19 protein-coding genes are annotated in these 23,753 nt (G+C 61.7%); 3 read left to right on the top strand and 16 right to left on the bottom strand.

The genetic code is table 11. The features are described from left to right. Positions 1 to 6: 6 nt before the first annotated feature. Complete coding sequence (locus EII23_RS06960; protein ID WP_124792667.1) at positions 7 to 972, top strand: polyprenyl synthetase family protein; 966 nt, start codon at positions 7 to 9, stop codon at positions 970 to 972. 27 nt (positions 973 to 999) lie between these two features. Further along, the gene (locus EII23_RS06965; RefSeq protein WP_124792668.1) at positions 1,000 to 3,999 is read left to right on the top strand and encodes an AIR synthase-related protein; all 3,000 of its coding nucleotides are present in this window, start codon (positions 1,000 to 1,002) and stop codon (positions 3,997 to 3,999) included. A gap of 85 nt (positions 4,000 to 4,084) precedes the next feature. Here the strand turns inward: EII23_RS06965 and EII23_RS06970 are convergent, their stop codons facing one another. The 13 genes from EII23_RS06970 to EII23_RS07030 form a co-directional block, all read right to left on the bottom strand. Next, a complete protein-coding gene (locus EII23_RS06970) occupies positions 4,085 to 4,567 on the bottom strand; it encodes a heme-binding protein (protein ID WP_124792669.1) in 483 nt (160 codons plus the stop codon). A gap of 186 nt (positions 4,568 to 4,753) precedes the next feature. Next, positions 4,754 to 5,947, bottom strand: a complete 1,194-nt coding sequence (locus tag EII23_RS06975; RefSeq protein WP_124792670.1) for an iron-containing alcohol dehydrogenase — start codon at positions 5,945 to 5,947, stop codon at positions 4,754 to 4,756. Positions 5,948 to 6,205: 258 nt separating this feature from the next. Next, entirely contained in the window at positions 6,206 to 7,330 is a 1,125-nt protein-coding gene (locus EII23_RS06980) for an XdhC family protein (RefSeq protein WP_124792671.1), read from the bottom strand. Positions 7,331 to 7,419: 89 nt separating this feature from the next. After that, positions 7,420 to 8,001: a histidine phosphatase family protein gene (locus EII23_RS06985; protein ID WP_124792672.1), complete on the bottom strand. Its 582-nt coding sequence runs from the start codon at positions 7,999 to 8,001 to the stop codon at positions 7,420 to 7,422. Continuing rightward, positions 7,998 to 9,206, bottom strand: a complete 1,209-nt coding sequence (locus tag EII23_RS06990) for a DVU_1551 family NTP transferase (RefSeq protein ID WP_124792673.1) — start codon at positions 9,204 to 9,206, stop codon at positions 7,998 to 8,000. Before EII23_RS06990 ends, EII23_RS06985 begins: the two co-directional genes overlap by 4 nt. Further along, positions 9,203 to 10,291, bottom strand: coding sequence for a DVU_1553 family AMP-dependent CoA ligase (locus EII23_RS06995; RefSeq protein ID WP_124792674.1), 1,089 nt, complete (start codon positions 10,289 to 10,291; stop codon positions 9,203 to 9,205). Before EII23_RS06995 ends, EII23_RS06990 begins: the two co-directional genes overlap by 4 nt. Further along, positions 10,288 to 11,676: a radical SAM (seleno)protein TrsS gene (gene trsS, locus EII23_RS07000; protein WP_409360230.1), complete on the bottom strand. Its 1,389-nt coding sequence runs from the start codon at positions 11,674 to 11,676 to the stop codon at positions 10,288 to 10,290. The genes EII23_RS06995 and trsS overlap by 4 nt, the downstream gene beginning before the upstream one ends. Next, positions 11,676 to 12,131: a DVU_1555 family C-GCAxxG-C-C protein gene (locus EII23_RS07005; protein ID WP_124792676.1), complete on the bottom strand. Its 456-nt coding sequence runs from the start codon at positions 12,129 to 12,131 to the stop codon at positions 11,676 to 11,678. The genes trsS and EII23_RS07005 overlap by 1 nt, the downstream gene beginning before the upstream one ends. Next, positions 12,119 to 12,844 carry a DVU_1556 family methyltransferase gene (gene trsM / locus EII23_RS07010; RefSeq protein WP_124792677.1) on the bottom strand — a complete coding sequence of 242 codons (726 nt, stop codon included), beginning with the start codon at positions 12,842 to 12,844 and terminating at the stop codon, positions 12,119 to 12,121. The genes EII23_RS07005 and trsM overlap by 13 nt, the downstream gene beginning before the upstream one ends. Beyond that, complete coding sequence (locus EII23_RS07015; RefSeq protein ID WP_124792678.1) at positions 12,841 to 13,056, bottom strand: DVU_1557 family redox protein; 216 nt, start codon at positions 13,054 to 13,056, stop codon at positions 12,841 to 12,843. The genes trsM and EII23_RS07015 overlap by 4 nt, the downstream gene beginning before the upstream one ends. Next, entirely contained in the window at positions 13,053 to 15,494 is a 2,442-nt protein-coding gene (locus EII23_RS07020) for a pyridine nucleotide-disulfide oxidoreductase/dicluster-binding protein (RefSeq protein ID WP_260424631.1), read from the bottom strand. Before EII23_RS07020 ends, EII23_RS07015 begins: the two co-directional genes overlap by 4 nt. Before the next feature lie 33 nt (positions 15,495 to 15,527). Beyond that, a complete protein-coding gene (locus tag EII23_RS07025; RefSeq protein ID WP_124792679.1) occupies positions 15,528 to 18,251 on the bottom strand; it encodes a molybdopterin-dependent aldehyde oxidoreductase in 2,724 nt (907 codons plus the stop codon). A gap of 60 nt (positions 18,252 to 18,311) precedes the next feature. Next, a complete protein-coding gene (locus tag EII23_RS07030; protein ID WP_409360231.1) occupies positions 18,312 to 19,337 on the bottom strand; it encodes a molybdopterin-binding protein in 1,026 nt (341 codons plus the stop codon). 534 nt (positions 19,338 to 19,871) lie between these two features. Between EII23_RS07030 and EII23_RS07035 the strand changes: the two genes are divergently transcribed. After that, positions 19,872 to 20,642, top strand: a complete 771-nt coding sequence (locus tag EII23_RS07035) for a septal ring lytic transglycosylase RlpA family protein (protein ID WP_260424632.1) — start codon at positions 19,872 to 19,874, stop codon at positions 20,640 to 20,642. A 162-nt stretch (positions 20,643 to 20,804) separates the two neighbouring features. Here EII23_RS07035 and leuB read toward each other — a convergent pair whose 3' ends face one another. The 3 genes from leuB to EII23_RS07050 form a co-directional block, all read right to left on the bottom strand. After that, positions 20,805 to 21,884, bottom strand: coding sequence for a 3-isopropylmalate dehydrogenase (leuB, locus tag EII23_RS07040; protein ID WP_124792681.1), 1,080 nt, complete (start codon positions 21,882 to 21,884; stop codon positions 20,805 to 20,807). A gap of 26 nt (positions 21,885 to 21,910) precedes the next feature. Next, positions 21,911 to 22,414: a 3-isopropylmalate dehydratase small subunit gene (locus EII23_RS07045; protein ID WP_124792682.1), complete on the bottom strand. Its 504-nt coding sequence runs from the start codon at positions 22,412 to 22,414 to the stop codon at positions 21,911 to 21,913. Positions 22,415 to 22,477: 63 nt separating this feature from the next. After that, positions 22,478 to 23,737: a 3-isopropylmalate dehydratase large subunit gene (locus tag EII23_RS07050; protein WP_124792683.1), complete on the bottom strand. Its 1,260-nt coding sequence runs from the start codon at positions 23,735 to 23,737 to the stop codon at positions 22,478 to 22,480. Positions 23,738 to 23,753: the final 16 nt, after the last annotated feature.

Raw genomic sequence — 23,753 nt, forward strand, 5'->3', positions numbered from 1 at the left:
GACACGATGATCCAACTCAAAGCATGCCTTGCCCTGGAACTGCCGCCCATCAACCGCGCCTTGAACCGCGCGCTGGACAGGCTGCCGCCGCCAGTGCTTCCCGTGGCCCGGCATATTTTTGATGCAGGGGGAAAGCGCCTGCGGCCCTTGCTCACCGTTCTTGTCGCTCGCCTGCTGGGGCATACGGACAATGGCATCCAGGATCTGGCCGTCACTCTGGAGATGTTGCACGCCGCCACCCTGCTGCACGATGATGTTCTGGACAATGCCCTGACCCGCCGTGGCCGCCCGGCAGCCCACACCCTCTGGGACGCTTCTTCCGTTATTCTGGCGGGTGATGCCCTGCTGGCCTGTGCCAACGCGCTGGTTGCTGAACGGGGCGACCCGCGCCTGAGCCTCTGCTTTTCCAAAGCAACCAGCCGCACGGCCGCCGGAGAGATTCTGGAAATCGCGGCGCAGGGCCGTGTGGACACTACACAGGAAGAATACGAAGACATTGTGCGCGGCAAAACCGCCTGGCTTATCCGCGCTGCCTGCGAAATGGGCGCACTGGCCGCCAATGCGGCGCAGAGCCATGTGGCCGCTGCCGCCGCCTACGGGGAAAATCTGGGCATGGCTTTCCAACTGGTGGACGATGCCCTGGATTTTGCGCCTGAAAGTGTTACCGGCAAACCCACCGGCGGAGACGTGCGTGAAGGCAAGTTTACCCCGCCTGTGCGCCTCTACCGTCAAAGCCTGCCCTCCGGAGAGCGTGCCGCCTTTGACGCGGCTTTCGCGGCCAGAGCCATCAGCCCGGACGAAGCTGCGGCCATTGCCGAAAATATCCGCACAGTCGGGCACGACACAGCGACACGCCGTCAGGCGGAGGCTTTTCTTGCAAGGGCGCGTGCCGCTCTGGACGACATGCCGCCCGGCAAGGACAGGGATATTTTGCACAGCATGGCCGACCACGTGCGTGACAGGAAAAAATAGCAAACAGTGCAAACAAGAGGTGCTCCCATGCTCTACCGCCTGGAAGTCGGCCCGCGCGCCGGAAGTGAGGATAGCCTGGGCCGCAGAACGGCCCGCCGCCTGTCCGATGACCTGCATGTGGCCGTTGCCGCCGTGCGCCAAAGCAAAATCTATACTGTGGAAGGCCTGAACGCAGCCCAGGCGGATCGGCTGCTTGCAGAAGGCGTCTGGCACGATCCCATCCTGCAGGCGGCATCGCTGGCTCCGCTGCCGGTAGAAGAACCGTGCCCTCACTGGTTTGTTGAGGTGGGGTTCCGCCCCGGCGTTACCGACAACGAAGCCCGCACCGCGCGCGATACGGCCGCTCTCGTACTGGATATCGACCGCGAAAGTCTGTGGGTTTACACGTCTGTGCAGTACCGCATCAGTACCCTCCCCAGCGCCCCCCTGACCCGTGATCAGGTGGAAAGCCTGACCAGGGATCTGCTCTGCAACACGCTTATTCAGCGTTTCCGCATCAAGAGCCGGGAGGAATGGCAGGCACAGCCGGGTTTTGAGCCGCAGGCGGCCAAGGTCACGGGAGAAATCAATGAGCATGTGGGAACTATTGCCCTTTCCGCCATGGACGATGCGGCTCTGGCCCAGACCAGCCGTGAGAACACCTGGGCACTGAGCCTGCGCGAGATGCACGCCATCCGGGACAATTTTGCCGCCCCGGAAGAAACTGTCCAGCGCAGGGAACTGTGCCTGCCCGCCGATCCTACTGATGTGGAAATGGAAGTTCTGGCCCAGACATGGTCAGAGCACTGCAAGCACAAGATTTTTGCTTCGCGCATCCGCTATACGGATGCGGCCACCGGCCGCAGCGAAACCGTGGACAACCTCTACAAAACCTGCATCCGGGATGCAACCGCCCTTCTGCGCGCGCGCCTCGGAGCCAACGACTACTGCAAGTCCGTCTTCAAGGACAATGCGGGTGTCATCGCCTTTACCAACGGCCATGATGTCTGCATCAAGGTGGAAACCCACAACAGCCCTTCCGCTCTGGACCCTTACGGCGGCGCGCTGACAGGCATTGTGGGCGTCAACCGCGATCCCATGGGCACAGGACTGGGGGCGGAACTGGTCTGCAATACCAATGTGTTCTGCTTTGCCTCCCCCTTCCACACAGAAGCCCTGCCGCCGCGCCTGCTGCATCCGCGCCGCGTGCTGGAAGGCGTGCGCGAAGGCGTGGAGCACGGCGGCAACAAGTCCGGCATTCCCACGGTCAACGGCTCGCTGGTTTTTGACCAGCGCTTTCTGGGCAAGCCTCTGGTCTATTGCGGCACTGTGGGCCTCATGCCAGCGGAAATCCATGGCCGTCCGGGCTGGCAGAAAAAGGCGGAAGAAGGTGATATCATTGTCATGACCGGCGGGCGCATCGGCAAGGACGGCATCCACGGAGCCACCTTTTCCTCCGAAGAACTGCACGAGGGATCGCCAGCCACTGCCGTGCAGATAGGCGATCCCATCACCCAGCGCAAAATGTACGACTTTATCCTGCGCGCCCGTGATCTTGGCCTGTACAACGCCATCACGGACAACGGCGCAGGAGGCCTTTCCTCCTCTGTGGGCGAAATGGCCGAAGACACGGGCGGCTGCGTGCTGGACATCGCCAAGACCCCTCTCAAATACGACGGGCTGCGTCCGTGGGAAATCCTGCTTTCCGAAGCTCAGGAGCGCATGACGCTGGCAGTGCCCCCTGCCAAGCTGGAAAGTTTTCTGGATCTGGCTGCCCGCATGGATGTGGAAGCCACCGCTCTGGGGCATTTCACGTCTTCCGGATATTTTGAAGTACGCTACAGAAACCGCGTGGTGGCCTCCCTACCCATGCGCTTTTTGCACGAAGGCGTGCCCCAGATGGAATTGGAAGCCTGTTGGCAGGCTCCGGAAGAAAAGGAAATCGCCATCAGCGTCAGCGATGTGGATCAGAGCGCCTTTCTGCTGCGCATGCTGGGTCGCCTGAATATCTGCTCCAAGGAATACATTATCCGCCAGTATGACCATGAGGTGCGCGGCGGCAGCGTTATCAAGCCGCTGGTGGGTGCGCGGCGTGACGGCCCGGCCGATGCCGCGGTTCTGCGTCCCCTGCTGGAGTCCGATGCCGGGCTGGTCATTTCCCACGGCATCTGCCCCAAGTTCAGCGATTACGATACCTACTGGATGATGGCCAACGCCATGGACGAGGCCCTGCGCAATGCCGTGGCCGTGGGCGCTGATCCCGATGCTCTGGCCGGTGTGGACAATTTCTGCTGGTGCGACCCCGTGGCCAGCCCCGCCAATCCCGACGGTCAGTACAAACTGGCCCAACTGGTCCGCGCCTGCCGTGCCCTGCGCCATTTTTCCCTGGCTTTTGGCATTCCCTGCGTTTCGGGCAAGGACTCCATGAAAAACGACTATCTGGGCGGCGGGCAACGCATTTCCATCCCTCCCACGGTGCTCTTTTCCGTGCTGGGGGTTATCCGCAATGTTACAGCCACCCAGACTTCGGATTTCAAGCAGCCGGGAGATGCCGTGTATCTGTTGGGCGGCACGTGGCGTGAAATGGCGGGCAGCGAAGCCGCTGCGGAACTGGGACTCGCGGGAGGCCGCGTGCCCCATGTAGACGCGGGCAGCGCCCTTGACCGCTACCGGGCAGTTCACGGCCTCATGGGCCTGCGCTCCATCAGCGCCTGCCATGACTGCTCTGACGGCGGGCTGGCGGTGGCCTTGGCCGAAATGTGCATCGGCGGACGCCTGGGGGCGCAGATTGATCTGGAAGCCGTGCCCGGCATGGAAACAATGAATGCCACCGAACTGCTGTACAGCGAGTCGGCCAGCCGACTGCTGGTCAGCGTCAAACCCCAGTTGGTTCCCGCCTTTGACGCTCTGGCCCAGTGGCAGATTTGCGCGCGCATCGGCACGGTCAGCAATGACGGAGCACTGACCCTGAAGAGCGGCGAGAGTACGCTGGCCCGCGTCCCGGTGGACGAACTGGCACGGGCTTTCAAAAAAACGCTGGACTGGTAAAAAGCACAGAGCCGCAAGGTCTGACGTTTTCCCCCCTCCCCGGCACGCCGGAGAGGGGGGAAATTTTTGTGCGGCAGCCTCAAAATTACTTCAGGGCTGCGGCTCCTGCTTTGGCCACAACCGTATCTTCCGCCACGGAGCCGCCGCTCACGCCGATGGCACCTACAATGAGCCCGTTGCGGATCAGCAGTTCACCCCCGCCAAAGATCACAAGCCCGCCGTTGGTGACCTCAATGCCGTACAACTCTTTGCCGGGCTGGGAAGCAGATCCCAGATCCGCTGTGGACATGTTGAAATACCGGGCTGTGAGAGCTTTTTTTTGCGCGATGTCTATGCTGCCCAGAAAGGCCCCGTCCTCGCGGGAAAAAATCTTGAGATGCCCCCCGGCGTCAACGACGGCGATATTCATGGGAACGCCCTGCTCCTGGGATTTTTTCAGCGCAGCGTTGACCACCGTCATGGCCTCGGCAAGCGTCAGATCGCCGGGCAGATGCTTTGCAACCTGGGCGGCATGGGCAGTGAAGGAAAAAAGCATCAAAACCATGAGAAAGGAAAAAATGCGGTGCATAGCCAACTCCTTGTTTGCCTGGTGAAAAAGTTTCTCTTTACGCACAGAAATCGCTTGCTGTACGGCACAGCCAAGCCGCGAGCGGCAAAAAACCGCTCGCGACAAAACTTACGGCTTGGCGTCCACAGGGCAGACGCGCATCCGACTCCGGAAAAAAAGCGGAAAGCTTTTTCTCCGGAACGGAAATTACATGGCTGCCTTGTAAATGGCTGCCACCGCCGCATCTGTCATGGTGCGGGGGTTGGTGAGACCACAGGCATCCTTCTGGGCATTGGCGGTCATGACGGGGATATCTTCTTCGCGCACGTTTTTCCCGTATTTCTTGCCAAGAGCAACCAGCCCTTCAGGAATGCCCACATCCCTGGACAGAGTATTGATCGCCGTTATGGCCAGGTGCGAAGCCGCATCCGCGCTGAGCCCCTGGGGATGTTCACCCAACAGTTGCGCGATGCGCCCGAAACGGCGACGGTTGGAAATGCGGTTGTACGCGCAGACATGGGGCAGAAGAATGGCGTTGCACTCGCCGTGCGGCAAATCATAGAAGCCGCCGAGTTGGTGGGCCATGGCATGCACATGCCCGAGGCTGGCATTGTTGAAGGCCATGCCCGCCAGATACTGGGCATAGCACATGCCCTCCCTGGCCTCCTTGTCCTGCCCGTTGGCCACGGCCCGCCGCAAGTAGCGGTTGATGAATTCCATGGCTTTTTCCGCACAGGCATCGGTCATGGGCGTGGCTGCGGTAGATACATAGGCTTCCACGGCATGTGTCAGCGCGTCCATGCCGGTGGCGGCGGTCAGAGCCGGAGGCATGCCCATCATGAGATCGGGATCGTCAATGGCCACGCTGGGCGTACAACGCCAGTCAACAATAGCCATTTTGACCTTGCGGGACGTATCGGTGATAATGCAAAAGCGCGTCATTTCCGAGGCTGTGCCCGCAGTGGTGTTCACCGCCACATAGGGAGGGAAAGGCTTGGAGGATTTGTCCACCCCCTCATAGTCATGGATTTTACCGCCGTTTCCGGCCAAAAAACCCACTCCCTTGCCGCAGTCATGCGAACTGCCGCCGCCCAGGGTCACAATGCTGTCACAGCCTTCGGCAGTGTACACGGCAAATGCCGCGTCCACATTTTTGTCTGTGGGGTTGGGCACGGTTTGATCAAAAATGGAGTACGGCATGCCGGCGGCATCAAGAATGTCCGTAATCTGCTTGAGAATACCAGCCTTGACGATACCCTGATCCGTGACGATGAGCGGCTTTTTGCCGCCGATGTTCTTCAGACGGCCGGGAATCTCGCGGGAACAGCCAGCACCCACAAGCGTGACGTTGGGGATGAAGAACGAAGTGACCTGGCCAAGATGCATTGTCTTGATATCCATACTTTCGCCTCCAGAAGACTTTTCGCACGCAGGCAAAATGCCTTTTCATGCTGTTTGAAAAATATATAGCAATTTTTCTTTTTTGTGGCAAGATAAGAAAAAGATTTTTCTCTCTTGTTTAAAGCATTTTGCAGAAAAATTTTTCCATAAAATTTGACGCAAAAGAAGAAAGAAGTTTTATACTCCTGATATAGAAAAATCATATTTGATGATAAAATATTATTTTTTTGTTTTCATATTCTAAAATATATTTGTTAATCACAGAGCAACAGACCGCAAAGGCACAAGAGTGCCGGACCGGGCCGCCAGCAGTTCTGCCACCACAGAAACCGCTATCTGTTGCGGTGTTTCGGCCTTGATGCCCAGACCAATGGGGCAGCAAACGGCAGCCAGCTCCGCCTCGGGAACGCCCGCACTCCGGAGAGCTCTGTACACATGCTCACGCTTGTTTTTGCTCCCGATCATGCCGACATACCGGGCCCGGCTGACCAGAACCTGCTCCAGAACTTCCCTGTCAAAGGAGTGACCGCGCGTCATGATGGCCACGAAATGCCGGTTTCCCACGCCACATATCTCCACCAGGCGGGCAAATCCGGGCAATGCATGGCAGTGCCGGGCCATGGGAAAACGCTCCCTGTTGGCGAATTCCGGCCTGTCGTCCACAACGTCCACCACAAAACCACAGGCATGGGCCAGGTGCGCCACCTCCAGCGACACATGGCCGCCGCCGCACAGCAACAGCACCGGCGGCGCGTCCAACGGCTCCACATACACAGTGCCGCCTTTTGTCTCCACCATCCCGGGACGGCCCTTTGCCTGTTCCAGCAGGGGAAGAACCTCTTCCATCCCCTCCTGTACCCGCACAGGCAGCGGAGCGCCCGCACTGTCCGCATACAAGCGGCGGACGGGACGGACCACTGTCTCTCCCAAAGCAGCCAGCCCCTCCCCGCCAAAATCCACCACCCAGAGACCGCGCCCACCTCGCATCAGGCTTGCATCGGCCACGGCAAACATCCCGGCCTGCTCCGGTTTCAGAAATTCGCACAGCACTTCCATGCGCCCGCCGCAAACCATATCACTTTCCGGAGCCGAGGCGTCCAGCACAAAGACCGAACGCACAGAACGCCCCTCTGCAAGGCATTGGGCGGCAGCCTTCATGGCCTGGGCCTCAAGAATGCCGCCGCCCACAGTGCCTTCAAAACCATGCCGGGTCTGGAGCGCCCGCGTGCCCGCATGGCGCGGCGCGGAACCGAAACTGGACACGATTGTCAGCAAAACCACCGGTTCGTCCGCCCGCAGCAACTCCGCCACGCGCGCCTCCAGCGTTCCCTGCCAGGGCCTGTGCAACCCCGCACCCTGTCCGACCGATGCTGTTTCGCTCATTCCCTGCCTCCGTAGGGTATGGCCGGTTATCCGCAACCTTTGTCCCCGCCGCCTTTGCCGCAATCCCATTCTCGCCGAGAGGGAATTGCTCATGTGCCGTCCTGCCAGCCCGGCAAAAAACAGTGGCAGGCGTAGCCTGCAGGGATGCGCAGCACATCTGCGAGCGGCAGCGCCAGCCAGTGCGCCAGAAGTGCGCGCATGACTCCCGCGTGCGTGACCAGCAGCAAAACGCCCTCATACCGCTGTCGCCAGCGGACCACAGCATGCAGGGCGCGGCGCTGAACCATGCGAAAGCTTTCCCCGCCCGGCGGCACAAAAGAGGCCATGTCCAGCCCGCGGGCTTCATGCGCGCCAGGCCAGCGGCTGGCAATATCCGCGCGGGACAGCCCTTGCCACTGGCCGAGGCATATTTCGCGCAGATCCGCGTCCGCATGTACAGGAGGATGCGGCGTCCAGCCTTCCAGCAAAAGGGAGGCCGTATGGCGGCAACGCTCCAGATCTGACGTGATGACAGCCCCCAGGCCATGCCGCAGCAGCGGCATGAAGGAAGCCGCCAGTTTTCGCACCTGCGCGCGCCCTGCTTCACTCAGGGGGATATCCTGCGTGCCGACCATACGGCGCAAAGGATCGGCAGATACAGCCCCATGCCGCACCAGCCAGACGCCGCTCATGCCGCTTCCTCCCCGCTTTCCAGCGCCGCACGGGCCAGGGTTGCTGGCGGGATTCCCGTTTCCCGTGCAAAGCGCGCCTCCATACGCTGCGCCCGTTCCAAGCGGCCGGTAATGGCGGCGCAGGCTTCGGCATCGTTGGCATACTGCTCCAACTTTTGCCCGAAACGGATTTCCAGGGGAACAAAAGAGTCGCCCCGACAATATTTGTCCGCCAGATAGACGAGTTCCCGCTCCGCAAAGGGCGCTTCCTCCGGCAGGACAAGATCACGGTGGTCACGCACCAGCTCTGCCATGACCGGCAGGCCCAGGCTTTCCAGCAATTTGCCGCCCGCCGCCTCATGGTGCGGCTCCCCTTTGCAGATGTCGTGCAGCAATCCTCCGGCCATTGCCAGCCGCGCACAGCAGCTTGCGGCAAGCCCCCGGTCTTTACGGCTTTTCTCTAACGCATGCGCCAGGCGGGCGGCCACCGCACCCACGGCACGGGCATGCCGCAGGCCTTTTTCCGGTATACGGCGCAGACGCAACAAGGCATGTGCTTCGTCAGGCGACAGAGCTTCGTGCCAGCGCGCCTGTCCGCGCAGGCGCTCATACTCCACAGGAGTGTCCATATCCTCCAGAATCAGGGCATCGGGCACATCCACCACGCGCTGGGCCAATCCCGCCAGAGCTGTGCGCAGCCCGCCCCGGCCGTCATGCTCCAGAATACGGCGGAAGCACTGTGCACCAACCAGGGGCGGATGGCCTTTATCGCCGGAGAAGGCGGGCACAAGAACCGGAGAAGCAGGCAAATTTCTGCTTTTTTCTTCATCTGCCGCATCCAGCAGAGCCATGACCGTCAGGGGGCGCACCAAGGGAATATCCACAGGCTGCACAAAAATTCTTTCCACGCCGCCGCGCTTTGCCAACGCCGCAAAACCGGCGCGCACCGAGGAAAACATGCCCGCCTCCGGATGAAGATTGCGCACCACGGCCAGCCCCAGAGCTGCGGCCTCTTCCTCCACCAGAGTGGCATGAAATCCGCTGACCACGGTAATGTCTTCCAGCCCGCACGCACGGTACAGCCGGGCCAGCCCCGCCAAGGTGGAACATGCAACACCGCCCGGCAACAGGGGCAAGGGGAGCAGCGCCTTGACGCGGCCCATGCGCTCGGCCTTGCCTGCGGCCAGAATGAGAACGGACGTTCGTCCGCAGTCCACCCCGGTCATGCGCCTCCCTTGGCGTATGCGACAATGCGCGACCTGCCCTGCGGCCCGTCACGAACAATGCGCCCTGCCACAGGCCCCAGGCGCGGCAGCGGGCTGCCGCACGCACAGGGTCCGGGCAGCAGGGAAGCCACGTCACCCGTGCGGTACCGTATGAGGGGCATGGCCTCCCGGTTCAGGGTGGTCACGACAACTTCCCCTTCTTCCCCCCACGGCAGGACGCGGCCGTGGACCGTGTCCACAATTTCCACCAGCACGTCCAGAGCGCGCAGGTGGCGGCCATTGTGGGCGGGACATTCCACAGCGCAGCCATAACCGGTTTCGGTAAGGCCATAATGATCCAGAAGCTCACACTTCCAGCACGCGCGGATTTTTGCCGCTGTTTCCGGCGGCAATGGCTCGCCGCTGGACAGTATGCCCGCAAGGCGCGGCAGCCCCTCCGGCAAAAAATCCGGCAAACGGGCCAGTTGCGCGGGCAGGGCGACAAGACAGTGCGGGTCGGCCCGCAGCAGGCTCTCCGCCAAACACGCCTCCTGTCCCGCTTTCAGGCATTCCGGCGGAGGAGAAAGCACCTCCACGCCTCCGGGTTCCAGAGCCTGCCGCAGCAGATCGGCCACGCTGTGGGGACGTTGCGCGCCGGGCAGGAGCACGGCAAGCCGCTGTCCGGGCTGCACCAGACGGGCCATGCCCACGGCGAAAAAATCCCGCGTTCGCGCCAGATCCTTTGCGGTGAAGGCCAGCCGCTTGGGATGCCCTGTGGTGCCGGATGTGCGCAGCGTGACCATACGCTCCACCTCGCCCAACGGCACACAGAGAATATTTTCCCAAGGGTGCAGGTCGTCCGCCGTGGTGAAGGGCAATGCCGCCAGTTCCTCCGGCCCCGGGGGAGAGAGGTTGCAGCCCCGCAACCGCCGGGCATAAAGGGCACTGTGCGCGGCAGCCCGGCGCAGGGTTCGGGCCAGAGCAGCCCACTGTTCCCTGGCCAGACCACGGGCCAAAGACTGCGGAGAACGGACGCCGCAGGAGGCCGCCAGCCAGGCGTCCAGCTCGCAGGCGAAAAAACCTGCTTGCGGCCATGTGCCGCTCATGAAAAATCCCCGTGCAGCCGCATGCCGTCGGCCGACGTGAGATTATGCAGACAAAAGGGAATGAGGCGGCCATCGGCCCGCGCCACATGGATGCAGCAGCCGCGCACACGGGCCAGATCCAAACTCAGGGCATCCTGAAAAGCCATGCCCGAAAGAGTGAACCTCTGCTCCGCTCCGGCCTGGGCCAGAAAGCGGTCAAAGCCGTCCGCGATGCCGCTTTTCCCCGACTCCCTGCCTGCGCTGTTCCAGTGCAGGGCCACAAACTGCCGGGCCGCGCGTGCGCCTTCGGCAGCAGAAGGAGGAACCGTCCGGAGGGCAGGAGAAGGGCAACAGGCAGCAGGGCTGGATACAGGCTCAAGACCGGGACCATGCTCCCACTCCACACGGCGATATACCGCGCTGAAGGAGCACAGCTCGTGCTCGCAGCCCGGCGGGTGCAGGTGGCCGGGGCTGACAAATTCCGGAGCCTGGCTTGCCAGTGCGGCCATGACTTCGGGCAGGGTCAGGCGCGGCGCGTCCATGAGATGCCAGGGGTAACGCCCGAAAAAGGCCGCAGGCTGAAAATGCAGGCCGCGCACCGCCGGTCCCAGCCGCAGGGCCAGCCGCAGAAGATCCCCCACTTCTCCGTCATTGACGCCGCGCACCAGAGTGGCCACCAGCACCACGCCAAGGCCCGCCCGCGCGCAGTTTTCCACGGCGCGCCGCTTGAAATCCAGACAGGCCTGTCCGCGCAGGGCGGCAAAGGATGCATCGCCTGCGCCGTCCCATTGCAGATACACGGAATCCAGGCCCGCATCACGCAGCAAGGCCGCGTATTCCGGCTCGCGCGCCAGACGCAGGCCATTGGTATTGAGCTGCACCAAACCGAAGCCGCGCTCCCTGGCCAGAGCCACAAGGGAAGGCAGGTCTTCGCGCACCGTAGGCTCGCCGCCGGAAATCTGGAGGTTGCAGGGTCCGGACATGCTCCGCAGGGCATCCATGCGCGCTGCTATGTTCTCCGGGGCAGGATCTGGAGGCACAGTTTGTTCGCCTGCTTTGGCATAGCATACGGGGCAGGCCATGTCACAGCGCAGGGTTACTTCCACAAGGCCGGTGCAGGTGTGCTGCCCGTGCTCCGGGCACAGGCCGCAATCAAAGGGGCAGCCCTTTCTGACGGCCGTGGCCGGGTGCTTTGGGCGGGAAGGCGTTTTGGGGCGCGACCAGTCTGCAAAATCGGGCACAGGAATACCGCCCTGCTCCGGTTCAGACCATACGGGGACGCAAAACACACCGTGCTCCGGACAGACTTTGCGCAGCACTACAGTATGCGTGGCGGCATCGCGCTCGTACACGGCGTCCAAACGCCGCAAACAGACAGGGCAGAGGCTCCGGGTACGACGCAACATCACGCTTTCCCGCTCAGATCCACATCATAGGTCTCAACAAGCTCCACAATTTTTTCCCAGCATTCGGCCAGCAGATTTCCGCAGGCCGCGGGATCGGGCAAGCCATCGGACGCAGCCCCCAGACCGGCGGCCACCTGCCCGCAACGCTGGCCGCCGTACGGCGCAGTGCGCTCCTCAAACCATGCGGCATAGTCGTGTAGCAGGGGCACAAACAGGGGGTGAGCTTCCTCCCCTTCCGCGCCCTTGCCCGCCGCCAGCGAAAGAGCGCAAGCCCCTCCTGTCAGCAAGCCGCAGGGGCCGTCGGACTGGCCGATGCCGTGGCACAGCCCTTGCGCGGCCCGCACCACAGGGGCGCTTTCCTGATCCATGATCCGCAGCATGAGCAGCAGCAACAACTGGCTGCAACAATATCCCTGACGTACCCACGGCAGCAGTTCCAGCATCATGGGGTGCATACGGCCTCCTTGCGGGCGATCCACAGCCCGTAACCATAACGGCGGCGCGGAAGAAAAGTTTCGCAGGAACACATGCCGCCCAAGGCATGCCTTTCCGGATCATTTCCGCCCGGCGCGACTGCGCCATACCAGCACAGGCGCGCGGCCAGTTCCGCCAGGGCGCGGCTGTGATCCTCATGCAGAAGGATGCGAAAGTTCGCTGTTTCCAGCATTTCGGCCCACATATCTCCGGGCCGCGCGCCGGACAGGCAGGAGTCCCCCTTCCTGTCCCCGCACAGCGCGCCATCACGCAGCGTGACATCTCCCATCAGGCAAATGCCGCCCGCCTTCAAAACCGCCCACGCCGCGCGCAGCGCAACGAGAGGTTCTGGCAGAAGCGACAACACGCATTCCAGAAGAACAATGTCCGCGCACCCTGCGGCCAGCGGCGGGTGTGCCACATCGGCGCGTATACGAAAACCAGCTCCGGCCCCAACGGCTGCTCCGGGCGGCGCAGGCTCCCTGTCCACTCCCACGGCCCGCAAGCCCCGCGCGGCCAGAAGCTGCAAAGTGGCTCCGGCCCCGCAGCCCATATCCACCGCCAACGCGGTGGGCGGCAACAGGCCGTGAGCCGCACACCAGTCCAGAGAGCGACGCGTCAGGGCAAGACCGCCGGGACGCCATGCATCCCCGGCTACGGCGCGAAAGTCCGGCTGTTCCCATAACGCGTTCATTTGTCCTCCAGCAGGGCCTCCACTTCCCGCATTTTTCCTTCTGCCAGGGATTTTGGCACCAGCGTCAGCCCGCACTGCGGACAGGAAGGAAGCAGAACGTCAAAAGAGCTGTTGAGATAAGCAACAGATGTTTTGATCTGCTCCAGAGGCACGCGGCAACGCCCGCAAACCCATGTTCCGCCATCCGGTGCGTAGCTCGGTTCCATGCTCATGGCAGTTCTCCCAAGCCGCCGTCCGTACAGCAGGCGCTGGCAGCCCCGCCGGTGTGTCCGCCGGAACCGGGAACAGTCATGCGGTGCGACCAGGCATCGTGCAGTACCAGCGCGCCGTCACGCCGCTCATATTCCACCCAGAACGTCACATTGCGCGGACGCCACGAACCGAGAAGGCGGCCTGTTTCCACGTTTTCAAAATTCTGGCCGCCAGCCTCGACCCCGGCCACGGCAGCTTCCACATCAGAAAGAAGAATGTGCCGGGACTCCAGGCGCTCCAGCAGCCCCGGAGCAAGGCCGAGGACACAGGGCGAAACTTCCTGCCCTGCTTCCGCTTCGCCGTGCTGCGCCAGCAAAAACCGACGCAGGGCCGCCCTGTTGGCCCGCCGCGCGGAGAGTCCCGGACCCGCAACTTCGCCGGAAGGCGCTGCAACGCCGGGCAGCAATATGTCCAGCACATGCCAGCACGCTTTGCCGCCAGCGGCCAGGCGGTCACGACACATGACGCACGAGGCCAGCCCCGGATGCGCCATGGCTGCGGCCCGATGGGCGCTCATGGCCGCAGCCAGTTGCGGTTGCGCGCACCACACCAGCCCCCCGTATCCGCAGCAGGCCGTGGTTGTTCCCGAAAAAGCGGGTTCTTCCACCGCAACTCCGGCCTTGGCAACCAGGCTGCGCACAGAGGCCAGCCAAGACGCGTCGTGACGGGCTGTGCAGGGATCGTGGAGGGAAAAAACAGGAGGCAGGTCCGGCGAATTTGCGGCAGTGCCACGCAGGCGCAGACCGGAGATGTCCATGCCATCCATGACTTCCCATACGGATATGGCCTGCGCTTCGGGGAACCCTTCACGAAAAGCCGCAAGGCAGGAAGCGCAGGCGGCCATGATCCGCGGCTGCCCCAAGTTTTTCCATACTGCCCGCAATCTGGCCATATGCTCTCCGAAAAGGCGTTTTCTCCCGGCCCAGCGGGCGGGAATGCCACAACAGGAAAGCATGAGCGCCACACCCGGCGTATCGCCACGGCCCAAGGATTCGCGCAACCAGCCATACAGTTCCGCAAGCTGTGCGCCGCGCGAAGCTGCCATCTGGCAGCCGGGGAAAAACAACCAGGAAGGCGCGTCCGGTACGCTGCTGTCCGGCAGGACAAGGGAGCAGTCCGGCCCGGAGGCGTTTTCCATATCCTCCAGAGCGAACTCGTGGGCCGAAGGCGGCATATAGCCGCGCTCCACCATGTCCTCGCGTGCGGCAAGGCAAAGCTCGGCCATGGAAAAATTTTCAGGGCACAATTCGGTGCACTGCCCGCACAGCGAGCAGCCGTTGACAAGGGCATTGGCCGTATGCAAGCCCTTGACGATGGACGCGTTGTTGTGCACCTGCCGCGCGTACAGACGCGGATAACCTTCGTATTTCTGCATGTATACGCACTGGCGCACACAGATCATGCACTCGCACTGCAAACAACGCCGGGCCTCGGCCGCTGCCTCCTCCGGAGAGTACAAGCCCTCGCCGTCTGTGGCGAGTGCCGGTTCCACGCGGGGAACAGGTGCAATGCCCGCCACATCCGTATGCAGCCGCCCTTGCGCGCGCCCGCGCCCGGCAGTCAGGGAAAGTTTGCCCGCCAGCCTCTCCATACTCTGCGCGGCCTGCCTGCCCTGTCCCGCCTGCCGGGACGGCGAGGCAAAGGTATGCCCCGTGAGCGTGCTGTCCAGCCAGCCCGCACAGCAGATATTGTCGCGCCAGACAAGAGTTTCCGCATCGACATGGCTTTCTTCCGGCGCAAGGCCGCAAGCGGCGTCCGCGTCCAGCAGCACAGCATCATAGTCTACGGACAGCCGCTCCAGCAGCGCGCTGTCGCTCTCCGCCTGCTGGAAGGACACTTTTTTCCAGGAAAGCTCCTCCATATCTCCGGCCAGAAGATCCCCGGCCGCGCCTTCCAGGCCAAGCTGAGGCCAGCGCGACAGCAATGCCTGCCAAGGCTCTCCTGCATGAAACACCGTAACGGGATAGGCTTTGCGGGCCAAATCCCAGGCAGCCGCCAGACCGGCCAACCCGGCACCGACGACAGCCATGCGAAAACGCTTGGGCGGCAGGGGCAAGGTCCGCTCCCGGCTGCCCGCAGCCCGCATGCAGGCCAGTTCCAGCCCGTGCAGAGCCACGCTGCCGCCAAGATCACGGCGCAGGCAAGCATCTTCACAGGGATGATCGCAGATGCGGGCAAGGATGCCCGGCAGGGGCAGGTGGCGCTCCAGCAGTTTGCGGGCCTCACCCGTTTTTCCTTCGGCCATGCGGGCCAGAAAGGCACGCGCGTCCAGATCAAAAGGGCAGGCCGCGCGGCAACGCGGCGGACTCTCCTGGGTGCAGCGCGACTCGATTTCGCGCAGACTGTCCTGATCCATCATGGCAGGCGCTTCTCCCGTATCCGGCGATCCGGAGAACATTTTGGCTCTCCGGATCGCCGCTTTGCAGGGACGCTACTTGGGCATGGCTTCCAGAACCTTTTCGGGGCGCGCGGGCAAATGCCGCACACGCGCGCCGCACGCGTTGTAGATGGCGTTGATGATGGCCGGGTGCGGTGCCGTCAACGGCAGTTCTCCCACGCCCGACGCGCCGAAAGGCCCGTCCTTGCGCGGAGTCTGCACATAGACAACCTCCATGTCATCAGGAATCATCCTGATGCCAGGCACGCCAGCGCCGCCAAGGGTGCTGTGTTTTTTGAGATCCTCATAGTCTTCAGACAGAGCCAGACCCACGCCTTGGGCCATACCGCCGTAAATCTGCCCGTCAACTGTCAGTTTGTTGCACAGGGTGCCGATGTCAGCCACGCAGACAAGCTTTTCCACAGTGGTTTTGCCGCTGGCCACTTCCACGGCCACCTCAGCCAGGAACAGGCCATACATGTAGCAGGCAAAGGGTTCTCCCTGCCCCTTGGCATCGCAGTCCTTGGCTGGAGCACTCCACTTGCCCTCATAGCGCAGGGGTTTGCCCGCGGCCTTCATTTCATCGTAGGAGAAAAAGCCGCCGCCGGGCTTGCGCATGCTTTCCAGAAGTTGCTCACAGGCCACGCGGATGGCATTGCCCGTGACCACCTGTGAGCGTGACCCGCCGGCCGGCCCGGAATTGGGCGTCTTGCTGGTGTCGTTCATGATCAGGCGGATTTTGTCGGGCGTAACGCCCAACGGGCGCAGGGCTTCGTGGGCTGTGCCCAGAGAGCCGGAGTCCGCGCCCTGGCCGTGGTCCTCCCAAGAGTTTCCAACAGTAACGCCGCCATCGGGATCCAGTTCCACCCAGGCTTCTGAGGTATCCGGGCCGTCCAGGCCCGCGCCGTATACGCCCAGAGCCACGCCCACGCCGCGCTTCACCGCATCGGTGGAAGCTGCCTTGACGCGCTTTTTGGCGTCCTCATAGTAGGGGCGCATGGCCTTGAACATTTCCGGCAGGCTCATGACTTCGGGGGTCTGTCCGGTGGGCGTGGTGTCACCCTCCCGGTAGCAGTTCAGCTCCCGCAGATCAAAGGGATCCATGCCCAGCTTTTCCGCAAGCTCGTCCATGAGCGATTCGGAAGGAAACTCCGATTCCGGCGCGCCGTAACCCCGGAAGGCCGCGCCCCAGCAGTGGTTGGTGGCCACGGTACGCCCGTGCCCGCGAATATTGGCAATGCCGTATCCCGCGCCGATATACTGGGCACCGCGTAGGGTGAGCAGGTCGCCGAATTCGGAATAGGGGCCGTGATCCACAGTCCAGTCCGTTTCCATGGCGAGAATCTTGCCCTGCCTGTTGGCGGCATAACGCACGGTCGTCCAGAAAGGCGAACGCTTGCCGGTGTAGTTCTGTTGCTGCTCATAATCGTAGCGCAGATGGCAGGGACGCCCTGTGGCCATAACGGCCACTCCGACGAGAGCTTCCATTGTGGGGCTGAATTTGTAACCGAAGGTGCCGCCGGTGGTATTCTGCACCAGCACCAGATCCTTGGGAAATTCCAGGCCCAGACCCGGCGCGATCATCAGGGCGTGCAGATGGATGCCCACCGACTTGGAGTGAATGACCACCTGCCCCTTGTCGTTGATGTAGCCATAGCCCACGTCAGGCTCAATCGGCAGGTGCGGCTGACGCTGCGTGTAGTAGCTGCCCTCCACCACCACATTTGCGGGATCGTCAAAGAAGGGTTTGGTGTCCGCGCCTTTTTCTTCCAACTGGTCATAATAGACGTTGGGCGTACCCGGATGGATTTCCATGGCGTCCGGCGCCATGGCTTCGGGAGCGCTCATGTATTCGGGCAGGAGTTCCAGGTCGAACTTTACCTTTTCGGCCGCCGCACGGGCATTGCGCTCGGAGTCGGCACAGACGATAGCCAGAGCATCGCCGTACTGGAATACTTTCTTGTCATTGAGGATGGGGCGTTCCCACCCATCGCCCTTGTTGCTGGGGAAAGTGATGAGCCCGGTAATGCGGTTTTTGCCCTTCACATCCTTGTGGGTCAACACGCGATATACGCCGGGCATTTTTTCGGCCTCGGAAGTGTCGATGCCCTTGATATTGGCATGAGAAACCTTGGCCTGCGCCAAAGCCAGATGCAGGGTGTCGGACGGCATGCGCAGGGCTGCGTCCGCTCCGAATTCGGCAACGCCGGTCACTTTGGCCACGGCGCTGGGGCGGGGAATGCTGGTTCCCCAAATGCGGCCGTCGGCGGGCATCTTGAAGATAATATCGTCCAGTTTTTTGTCGCCGCGCATGACGGCGGCCGCGTCCATGACGGCATCCACCAAGGGTTTGTACCCCGTGCAGCGGCAGATGTTATGGTGTCTCTGAAACCAGTCGCGTACGTCCGCGCGACTGGGGCGGGGATTTTCGTCCAGCAGCCCCTTGGCGGAGACGATGAAGCCCGGCGAGCAGAAACCACACTGGGCTCCGCCGTGGAAAATCCAGGCATGCTGCAGGGGATGCAGCGCGGTGGGCGTGCCGATGCCTTCAAGAGTGGTGACCGCGGCATTGTCGGCAACGCGGGCCATTTTGACGATACAGGAACGGCTTACCTTGCCGTCCAGAAGGACGGTACAGGCGCCGCACTGTCCTTTGCCGCACCCCACTTTCACGCTGGCAAGCTGCAACTGATTGCGCAGCACATCCACCAGCGTGTCTTCCGGGTTGACCAGCAGCCGTCGGGGAATACCGTTGACAACAAGAGTTTTTGTTTCCATACCGCCCTTCCTTGAAGTAAGAGGACATTGCCGCTCGCGCGGGACTCCACAAAAAACTGCCTATTTCCCAAACGGACAGACCGGATACCGGCAGTCCGCGCATTGGGCACAAAAGCCGCCGTGCCCGAGGGACGCAATATCCGCAACGGTCACGTCAAGACCGGCCAACAGTCGGGGCACGATGAGGTCAAAAATGCTGGTCTTGTGGTACATGACGCAACCCGGCAAGCCCAGCACCGGCACACGGCCCGCAGCGCCATCGGCATGGGCCAGAAGAAACATGGCACCGGGATAGACAGGCGCTCCGTAGCAGACGATTTTTGCCCCGGCCTGGCGTATGGCAAGGGGGGTACGGTCATCAGGATCCACCGATACCCCGCCCGTGACAACCACCATATCCGCACCACGGGACAAAAAATCCCGGATGGCGTCCGCTGTCATGGCCGCCTCATCGCTGGTGATGGTTTGCCCCATCACCGTACAGCCAAGAGCGGCGAACTTCGCACGCAACACTGGCCCGAAGGCATCCTTGATGCGCCCGCTGTATACCTCGCTGCCGGTGGTGACCATACCCACCTTCGCCGGGCGCAGGGGCAGCACTTCGATGATCGGCTCCGCAACCAGTGCTTCCAGCGCCCGCAGTCTGGCATCCTCAATGAGCAGGGGAACCACGCGGGCTCCGGCCACAGAACGCCCTTTGGTCACATATTGCAGGCTGTGCAGAGTGGCGACAGTAATTTCGCCCAAGTTGTTGATGGCGGCCAGCTGGCGCGCTTCTACCCGCAGCAGGCCATCACAGGAGGCCACAAGGTCAATGCGGCCTTCTTTGGGGGATGTTTTTTTCAGGTTGCGTCCGGCAATGGCGGCAATGATCCGCTCTGCAGCGGCATCCTCATGCACCATTCCGGGTTGGGGTTCAAAAACGTACAGATGCTCCTTGCCCACGCGCAGGAGAACTTCGATATCTTCTTCCCGCACCACATGGCCCTTGCGAAAAACCGGTCCCTTGCCCTCGCCCGGAACAATGCGCGTGATGTCGTGGCACAATACCGTTCCCACCGCCTCACGCACGGGAACGGTTTCCATACATGGCTTCTGCATGTTTTCTCCGGCACTGTTGCTTGCCCCGCCCGTGTCGAAAAAGACGCGGACAGGGGGGAAATCACCCTTGCAAAATTTCCACCGCAAACACACAATCCCGCCTCGCGGCGTTCTTTCCTGTTTTGATGCTGGCGCACCGTTCCTCGAAGAAAGCCGCTCTATCCCGCTTGACCGCCCCAAGCAAAACCACCTTGAAACCGGAGGTCAGCAACAAGGGACGGATAGTTTTTTGGGGATAATCATGATATACGAATTATCGTGATGACAGTATCCTGTCAATATCCGTTTCCCGAAATTTCCGGCAGCACGCCGCAGCCCGCCTCTTGCCAAAGGGATTTGACAGGCAGCTTTTTTCCGGAGTATGGGAAACAGGAAAAGGCATTCCCCGGAAACGGGCGGAAGATGCGGCGCAAGGCGTCCGCAGGCCGCCGGTGCGAGATTTCCTGGGGTCAGAATCGCGGGCGCGATTCGTCCGGCATGTGTCCGGACAGCCTCTCAACATGCAACAAAGGATTGACCGTGAAACATATCCTCCGTTTTTTCCTGCCGCTTGCCGTGGCCTTTTGCCTGACGCTGGCTCCGCCCATGAATGTAGACGTTATGGCCGCAAGCACTTCCTCCAAAGAAAAAGCCGGAAAAAAATCTTCTTCCGCGCAGTCCCACAAGAGCAAAGCCACTTCCCAAAAGGCAAAATCCGAAAAAAAATCCCTGTCCGAAAACCGGAAAGACAGGAGCAAAAAAGCCACAAGCCACTCCGGCAAAAAGAAAAAATCTGCTACCGGTGACAGCAATCGTGACCTCTGGCTCAAGCGCGCCCAAGACAGTGAGATCATGACCGGCATCGCCTCCTGGTACGGAGAAAAGGCTCATGGCGGCCCCACGGCCAGCGGCATCCATTACGACATGTATACCTTCACCGCCGCGCACCGCACCTTGCCCATGGGAACCATTGTTCGCGTTACTGACCAGGAAAATGGCAAGAGCGTCATGGTCTGTGTGACCGACCGCGGCCCCTACATCAACGGCCGCATCATTGATCTCTCCTATGCGGCGGCCCGGCAGCTTGACCTCGCCGACAGCCGGGGCATCGGCAAGGTGGCCCTGGAAGTCGTCAGCGATGCCGAAGGCACCCCCCTCAGGGAAGATCAGGCATATTTTGTACGGTATACAACAGAACGCCGCAGTGAAAAGGTCGGCCCCTTCCGTGCTTTTGTGGATGCCGCCGCCATGCACGAAGCACTGCGGCAGGCCCACCCCGAAGCAGAGGTGGTGCTGGACAGCTCGCGCTGAATCCGGACTTTTTCCAACACAAAAACCCCGACAATGTGTCGGGGTTTTTGTGTTGAGATGCAGAAAAAACAAGCTGCAAGTCGTTCACACGGGCGTCTTTCCTCCTTGCTGCTGGGACAGCCCGAAGGACATTACGGCAAGCAAGAGTCTCAAGCCTGCTGTTCAACTGAGCAGGCGTTCCACCACTCTGGCCCCCATTTCCTTGCAGCCCACGGCCTTCATGCCCGGCTCCATAATATCCTGCGTGCGGAAACCGTCAGCCAAGGTTTTGCGCACGGCTGTTTCCACTGCTTCAGCCTCCTGCGGCAAATCGCAGCCAAGACGCAACAGCATGGCCCCCGAAAGGATGGTCGCCAGCGGATTGGCCTTGTCCTGCCCGGCCAGATCGGGAGCGGAACCGTGGATAGGTTCAAAGAGTCCCGGCGCACTGGCTCCCAGGGAGGCAGACGGCAGCATACCCAGAGACCCTGTGATGACAGCCGCCTCATCGGACAAAATATCGCCGAAGATATTGCCTGTCAGAATGACGTCAAACTGCGCAGGATCACGCACAAGCTGCATGGCTGCATTGTCCACATACATGTGGCTCAGCTCCACATCCGCATAGTCGCGGTGTACCTCAAGAACCACTTCTTTCCAGAGGCGGGAGGCTTCGAGAACATTGCTCTTTTCCACGGAACACACCTTGCGGCGACGTTTGCGGGCCGTCTCAAAGGCCACCCAGGCAATGCGCCTGACTTCTTCCTCGGTGTAGATCATGGTATTGTAGCCAGTGCGCAGACCGTTGCGCACTTCCACTCCGCGCGGCTCGCCAAAATACACGTCGCCGGTCAGTTCGCGCACCACAACCAGATCCAGGCCCCTGACCGCAATGTCCGACCGCAGGAGGCAGGCTCCGGCCAGTTCAGGAAAAAGCATGGCCGGGCGCAGATTGGCAAACAACCCCAACTCCTTGCGGATGCGCAGCAGGCCCTTTTCCGGCCGTTGCTCCGGCGGCAGGGAGTCCCAGCGGGGGCCTCCCACAGCGGCCAGAAAAACAGCGTCTGCCTGACGGCAGGTACGCAGGGTTTCCTCGGGCAGGGGATCCCCCACAGCGTCAATGGCAGCCCCGCCCACAAGCGCGCTTTCAAAGCGGAACTCGTGGCCGAATTTTTTTGCCACGGCCTCAAGCACCGCCACGGCCTGCGCCAGAATTTCCGGCCCGATGCCGTCACCGGGCAACAGGCAGATGGTCTTGTTCATCAGAATATCCTTGTTGTGTTTGCTGCTTACGCTCCCTGTGCCGCCAGACGCTCCCTGACATACCCTACCAGACCGCCCTTTGCCAAAATCGCGGCCATGGAGGCAGGCAAAGGCGGGCAGACAATTTCTCCACCCCTGGTCGCATTGCGCACCACGCCCTGATCAGCATCAATTTCCAGCCGGTCGCCGTCAAAAATCATATCCACCTGGTCGCCCACTTCCATGAGCAGCAGGCCCATGTTGAAGGCATTGCGGTAAAAGATGCGCGCAAAACTGTGCCCCACAACCACGGGCATGCCCGCGCCGAGAATGGCCAGGGGCGCGTGCTCGCGCGAGGAACCGCAACCGAAGTTGCGCCCCGCCACCAGAATATCGCCTGCGGACACCCGGCTGACCCAGTGGGGATCAAGCCCGGCCATACAATGTTCGCCCAGTTTCCCGGCATCTGCCGTAACCAGAAAACGCGCAGGAATGATGGCGTCTGTATCAATATGCTCGCCCACCTTGTGGGCTTTGCCTGTATACTGCATCTTGCTATCCTCAAAAGCTTTTGGAAAGTTTGCGCCCGAAGCCGCGCAGCCGCACCCGGCAGGCTACAGCTGATCCGGCCCGGCCACGCAACCGGCCACAGCCGATGCCGCAGCCACAACCGGACTTGCCAGATAGACCTCGGACTCCAGGCTGCCCATGCGCCCCCGGAAGTTGCGGTTGGTGGTGGCCACGGCACGCTCGCCGTCGCCCAGAATGCCCGTATGCCCCCCCAGGCAGGGGCCACAGGTGCACGTCCCTACAATGCAGCCCGCTTCCATGAAAATTTCCAGCAGCCCCTCCCGGAGACATTGCTTCCAGACAGCAGGCGTGGACGGCAGGACAATGCAGCGCAGATGTTTGGCCACCTTGCGTCCGCGCAGAATGGCCGCGGCATCGCGCATATCGCTGATGCGCCCGTTGGTGCAGGAGCCGATGACCACCTGCTGCACAGCCACATCGCGCACCGCGGAAACCGGCTTCACGTTGGAAGGCAAGTGGGGACAGGCCACCACCGGTTCCTTGCCGCTGACATCCAGTTCCACCACACGGTCATACTGTGCATCAGGATCCGCAGCCAGCGGAGCAGCAGGGGATCGCCCCTTCGCCGTACAATACGCATTGGTCGCCTCGTCCACAGGGAAAAGCCCCACTTTGCCCCCTGCCTCAATGGCCATATTGGCCATGCACAGCCGCCCTTCCACATCCAGAGCCTCCATGACAGGCCCCCCGAATTCCAGGGCCTTGTAGAGGGCACCGTCCACGCCGATCTCCCCGATGAGCATGAGCATGATGTCCTTGGCGCGCAGCCACACAGACGGCGTGCCTTTGACAATGACGCGGATGGTTGGCGGCGTTTTGAGCCAGGTTTCTCCCAATGCCATGGCTGCGGCAATGTCTGTGGAACCCATGCCTGTGGCAAAGGCTCCGATGCCTCCGTAGGTGCAGGTGTGACTGTCCGCGCCGATGACAAGATCCCCCGGCCCCACCAGGCCGAGTTCGGGCAAAAGGGTGTGCTCCACACCACAATCACCACCCTCGTAGTAGTGTGTGATCCCCTGCTCCCGGGCAAAGGCACGGCTGATCAGAACCTGATTGGCGGAGTCAATGTCCTTTTGGGGAGTAAAATGATCCATGACCAGGGCGATTTTGTCCTTGTCAAAAACTTTCTGCGCGCCCATGCCGCGAAAAGATTTGATGGCAAGAGGTCCTGTGATGTCGTTGGCCAGCACCAGAGAAACACGGCAACGGACAATCTGTCCGTCCTGGGTTATGGCTTCATCGGTATGGGCTTGCAAAATTTTCTGCGCAAGCGTCTGTGGCATGGGAAACTCCTGTTCT

It is taken from the genome of Desulfovibrio sp. OH1186_COT-070 (assembly GCF_003860215.1).
GTDB lineage: Bacteria > Desulfobacterota > Desulfovibrionia > Desulfovibrionales > Desulfovibrionaceae > Desulfovibrio.

Bases quoted from the DNA above. Each gene is read 5' to 3' on its own strand.
- EII23_RS06970 (WP_124792669.1), bottom strand. From the start codon at position 4,567: ATGCACCGCATTTTTTCCTTTCTCATGGTTTTGATGCTTTTTTCCTTC.
- EII23_RS06965 (WP_124792668.1), top strand. From the start codon at position 1,000: ATGCTCTACCGCCTGGAAGTCGGCCCGCGCGCCGGAAGTGAGGATAGC.
- EII23_RS07045 (WP_124792682.1), bottom strand. From the start codon at position 22,414: ATGCAGTATACAGGCAAAGCCCACAAGGTGGGCGAGCATATTGATACA.
- EII23_RS06985 (WP_124792672.1), bottom strand. From the start codon at position 8,001: ATGAGCGGCGTCTGGCTGGTGCGGCATGGGGCTGTATCTGCCGATCCT.
- EII23_RS07020 (WP_260424631.1), bottom strand. From the start codon at position 15,494: ATGTTCTCCGGATCGCCGGATACGGGAGAAGCGCCTGCCATGATGGAT.
- trsM (WP_124792677.1), bottom strand. From the start codon at position 12,844: ATGAACGCGTTATGGGAACAGCCGGACTTTCGCGCCGTAGCCGGGGAT.
- EII23_RS06980 (WP_124792671.1), bottom strand. From the start codon at position 7,330: ATGAGCGAAACAGCATCGGTCGGACAGGGTGCGGGGTTGCACAGGCCC.
- EII23_RS07030 (WP_409360231.1), bottom strand. From the start codon at position 19,337: ATGGAAACCGTTCCCGTGCGTGAGGCGGTGGGAACGGTATTGTGCCAC.
- EII23_RS06995 (WP_124792674.1), bottom strand. From the start codon at position 10,291: ATGAGCGGCACATGGCCGCAAGCAGGTTTTTTCGCCTGCGAGCTGGAC.
- trsS (WP_409360230.1), bottom strand. From the start codon at position 11,676: ATGTTGCGTCGTACCCGGAGCCTCTGCCCTGTCTGTTTGCGGCGTTTG.
- EII23_RS06990 (WP_124792673.1), bottom strand. From the start codon at position 9,206: ATGACCGGGGTGGACTGCGGACGAACGTCCGTTCTCATTCTGGCCGCA.
- EII23_RS06960 (WP_124792667.1), top strand. From the start codon at position 7: ATGATCCAACTCAAAGCATGCCTTGCCCTGGAACTGCCGCCCATCAAC.
- leuB (WP_124792681.1), bottom strand. From the start codon at position 21,884: ATGAACAAGACCATCTGCCTGTTGCCCGGTGACGGCATCGGGCCGGAA.
- EII23_RS07005 (WP_124792676.1), bottom strand. From the start codon at position 12,131: ATGCACCCCATGATGCTGGAACTGCTGCCGTGGGTACGTCAGGGATAT.
- EII23_RS07015 (WP_124792678.1), bottom strand. From the start codon at position 13,056: ATGAGCATGGAACCGAGCTACGCACCGGATGGCGGAACATGGGTTTGC.
- EII23_RS07025 (WP_124792679.1), bottom strand. From the start codon at position 18,251: ATGGAAACAAAAACTCTTGTTGTCAACGGTATTCCCCGACGGCTGCTG.
- EII23_RS07050 (WP_124792683.1), bottom strand. From the start codon at position 23,737: ATGCCACAGACGCTTGCGCAGAAAATTTTGCAAGCCCATACCGATGAA.
- EII23_RS06975 (WP_124792670.1), bottom strand. From the start codon at position 5,947: ATGGATATCAAGACAATGCATCTTGGCCAGGTCACTTCGTTCTTCATC.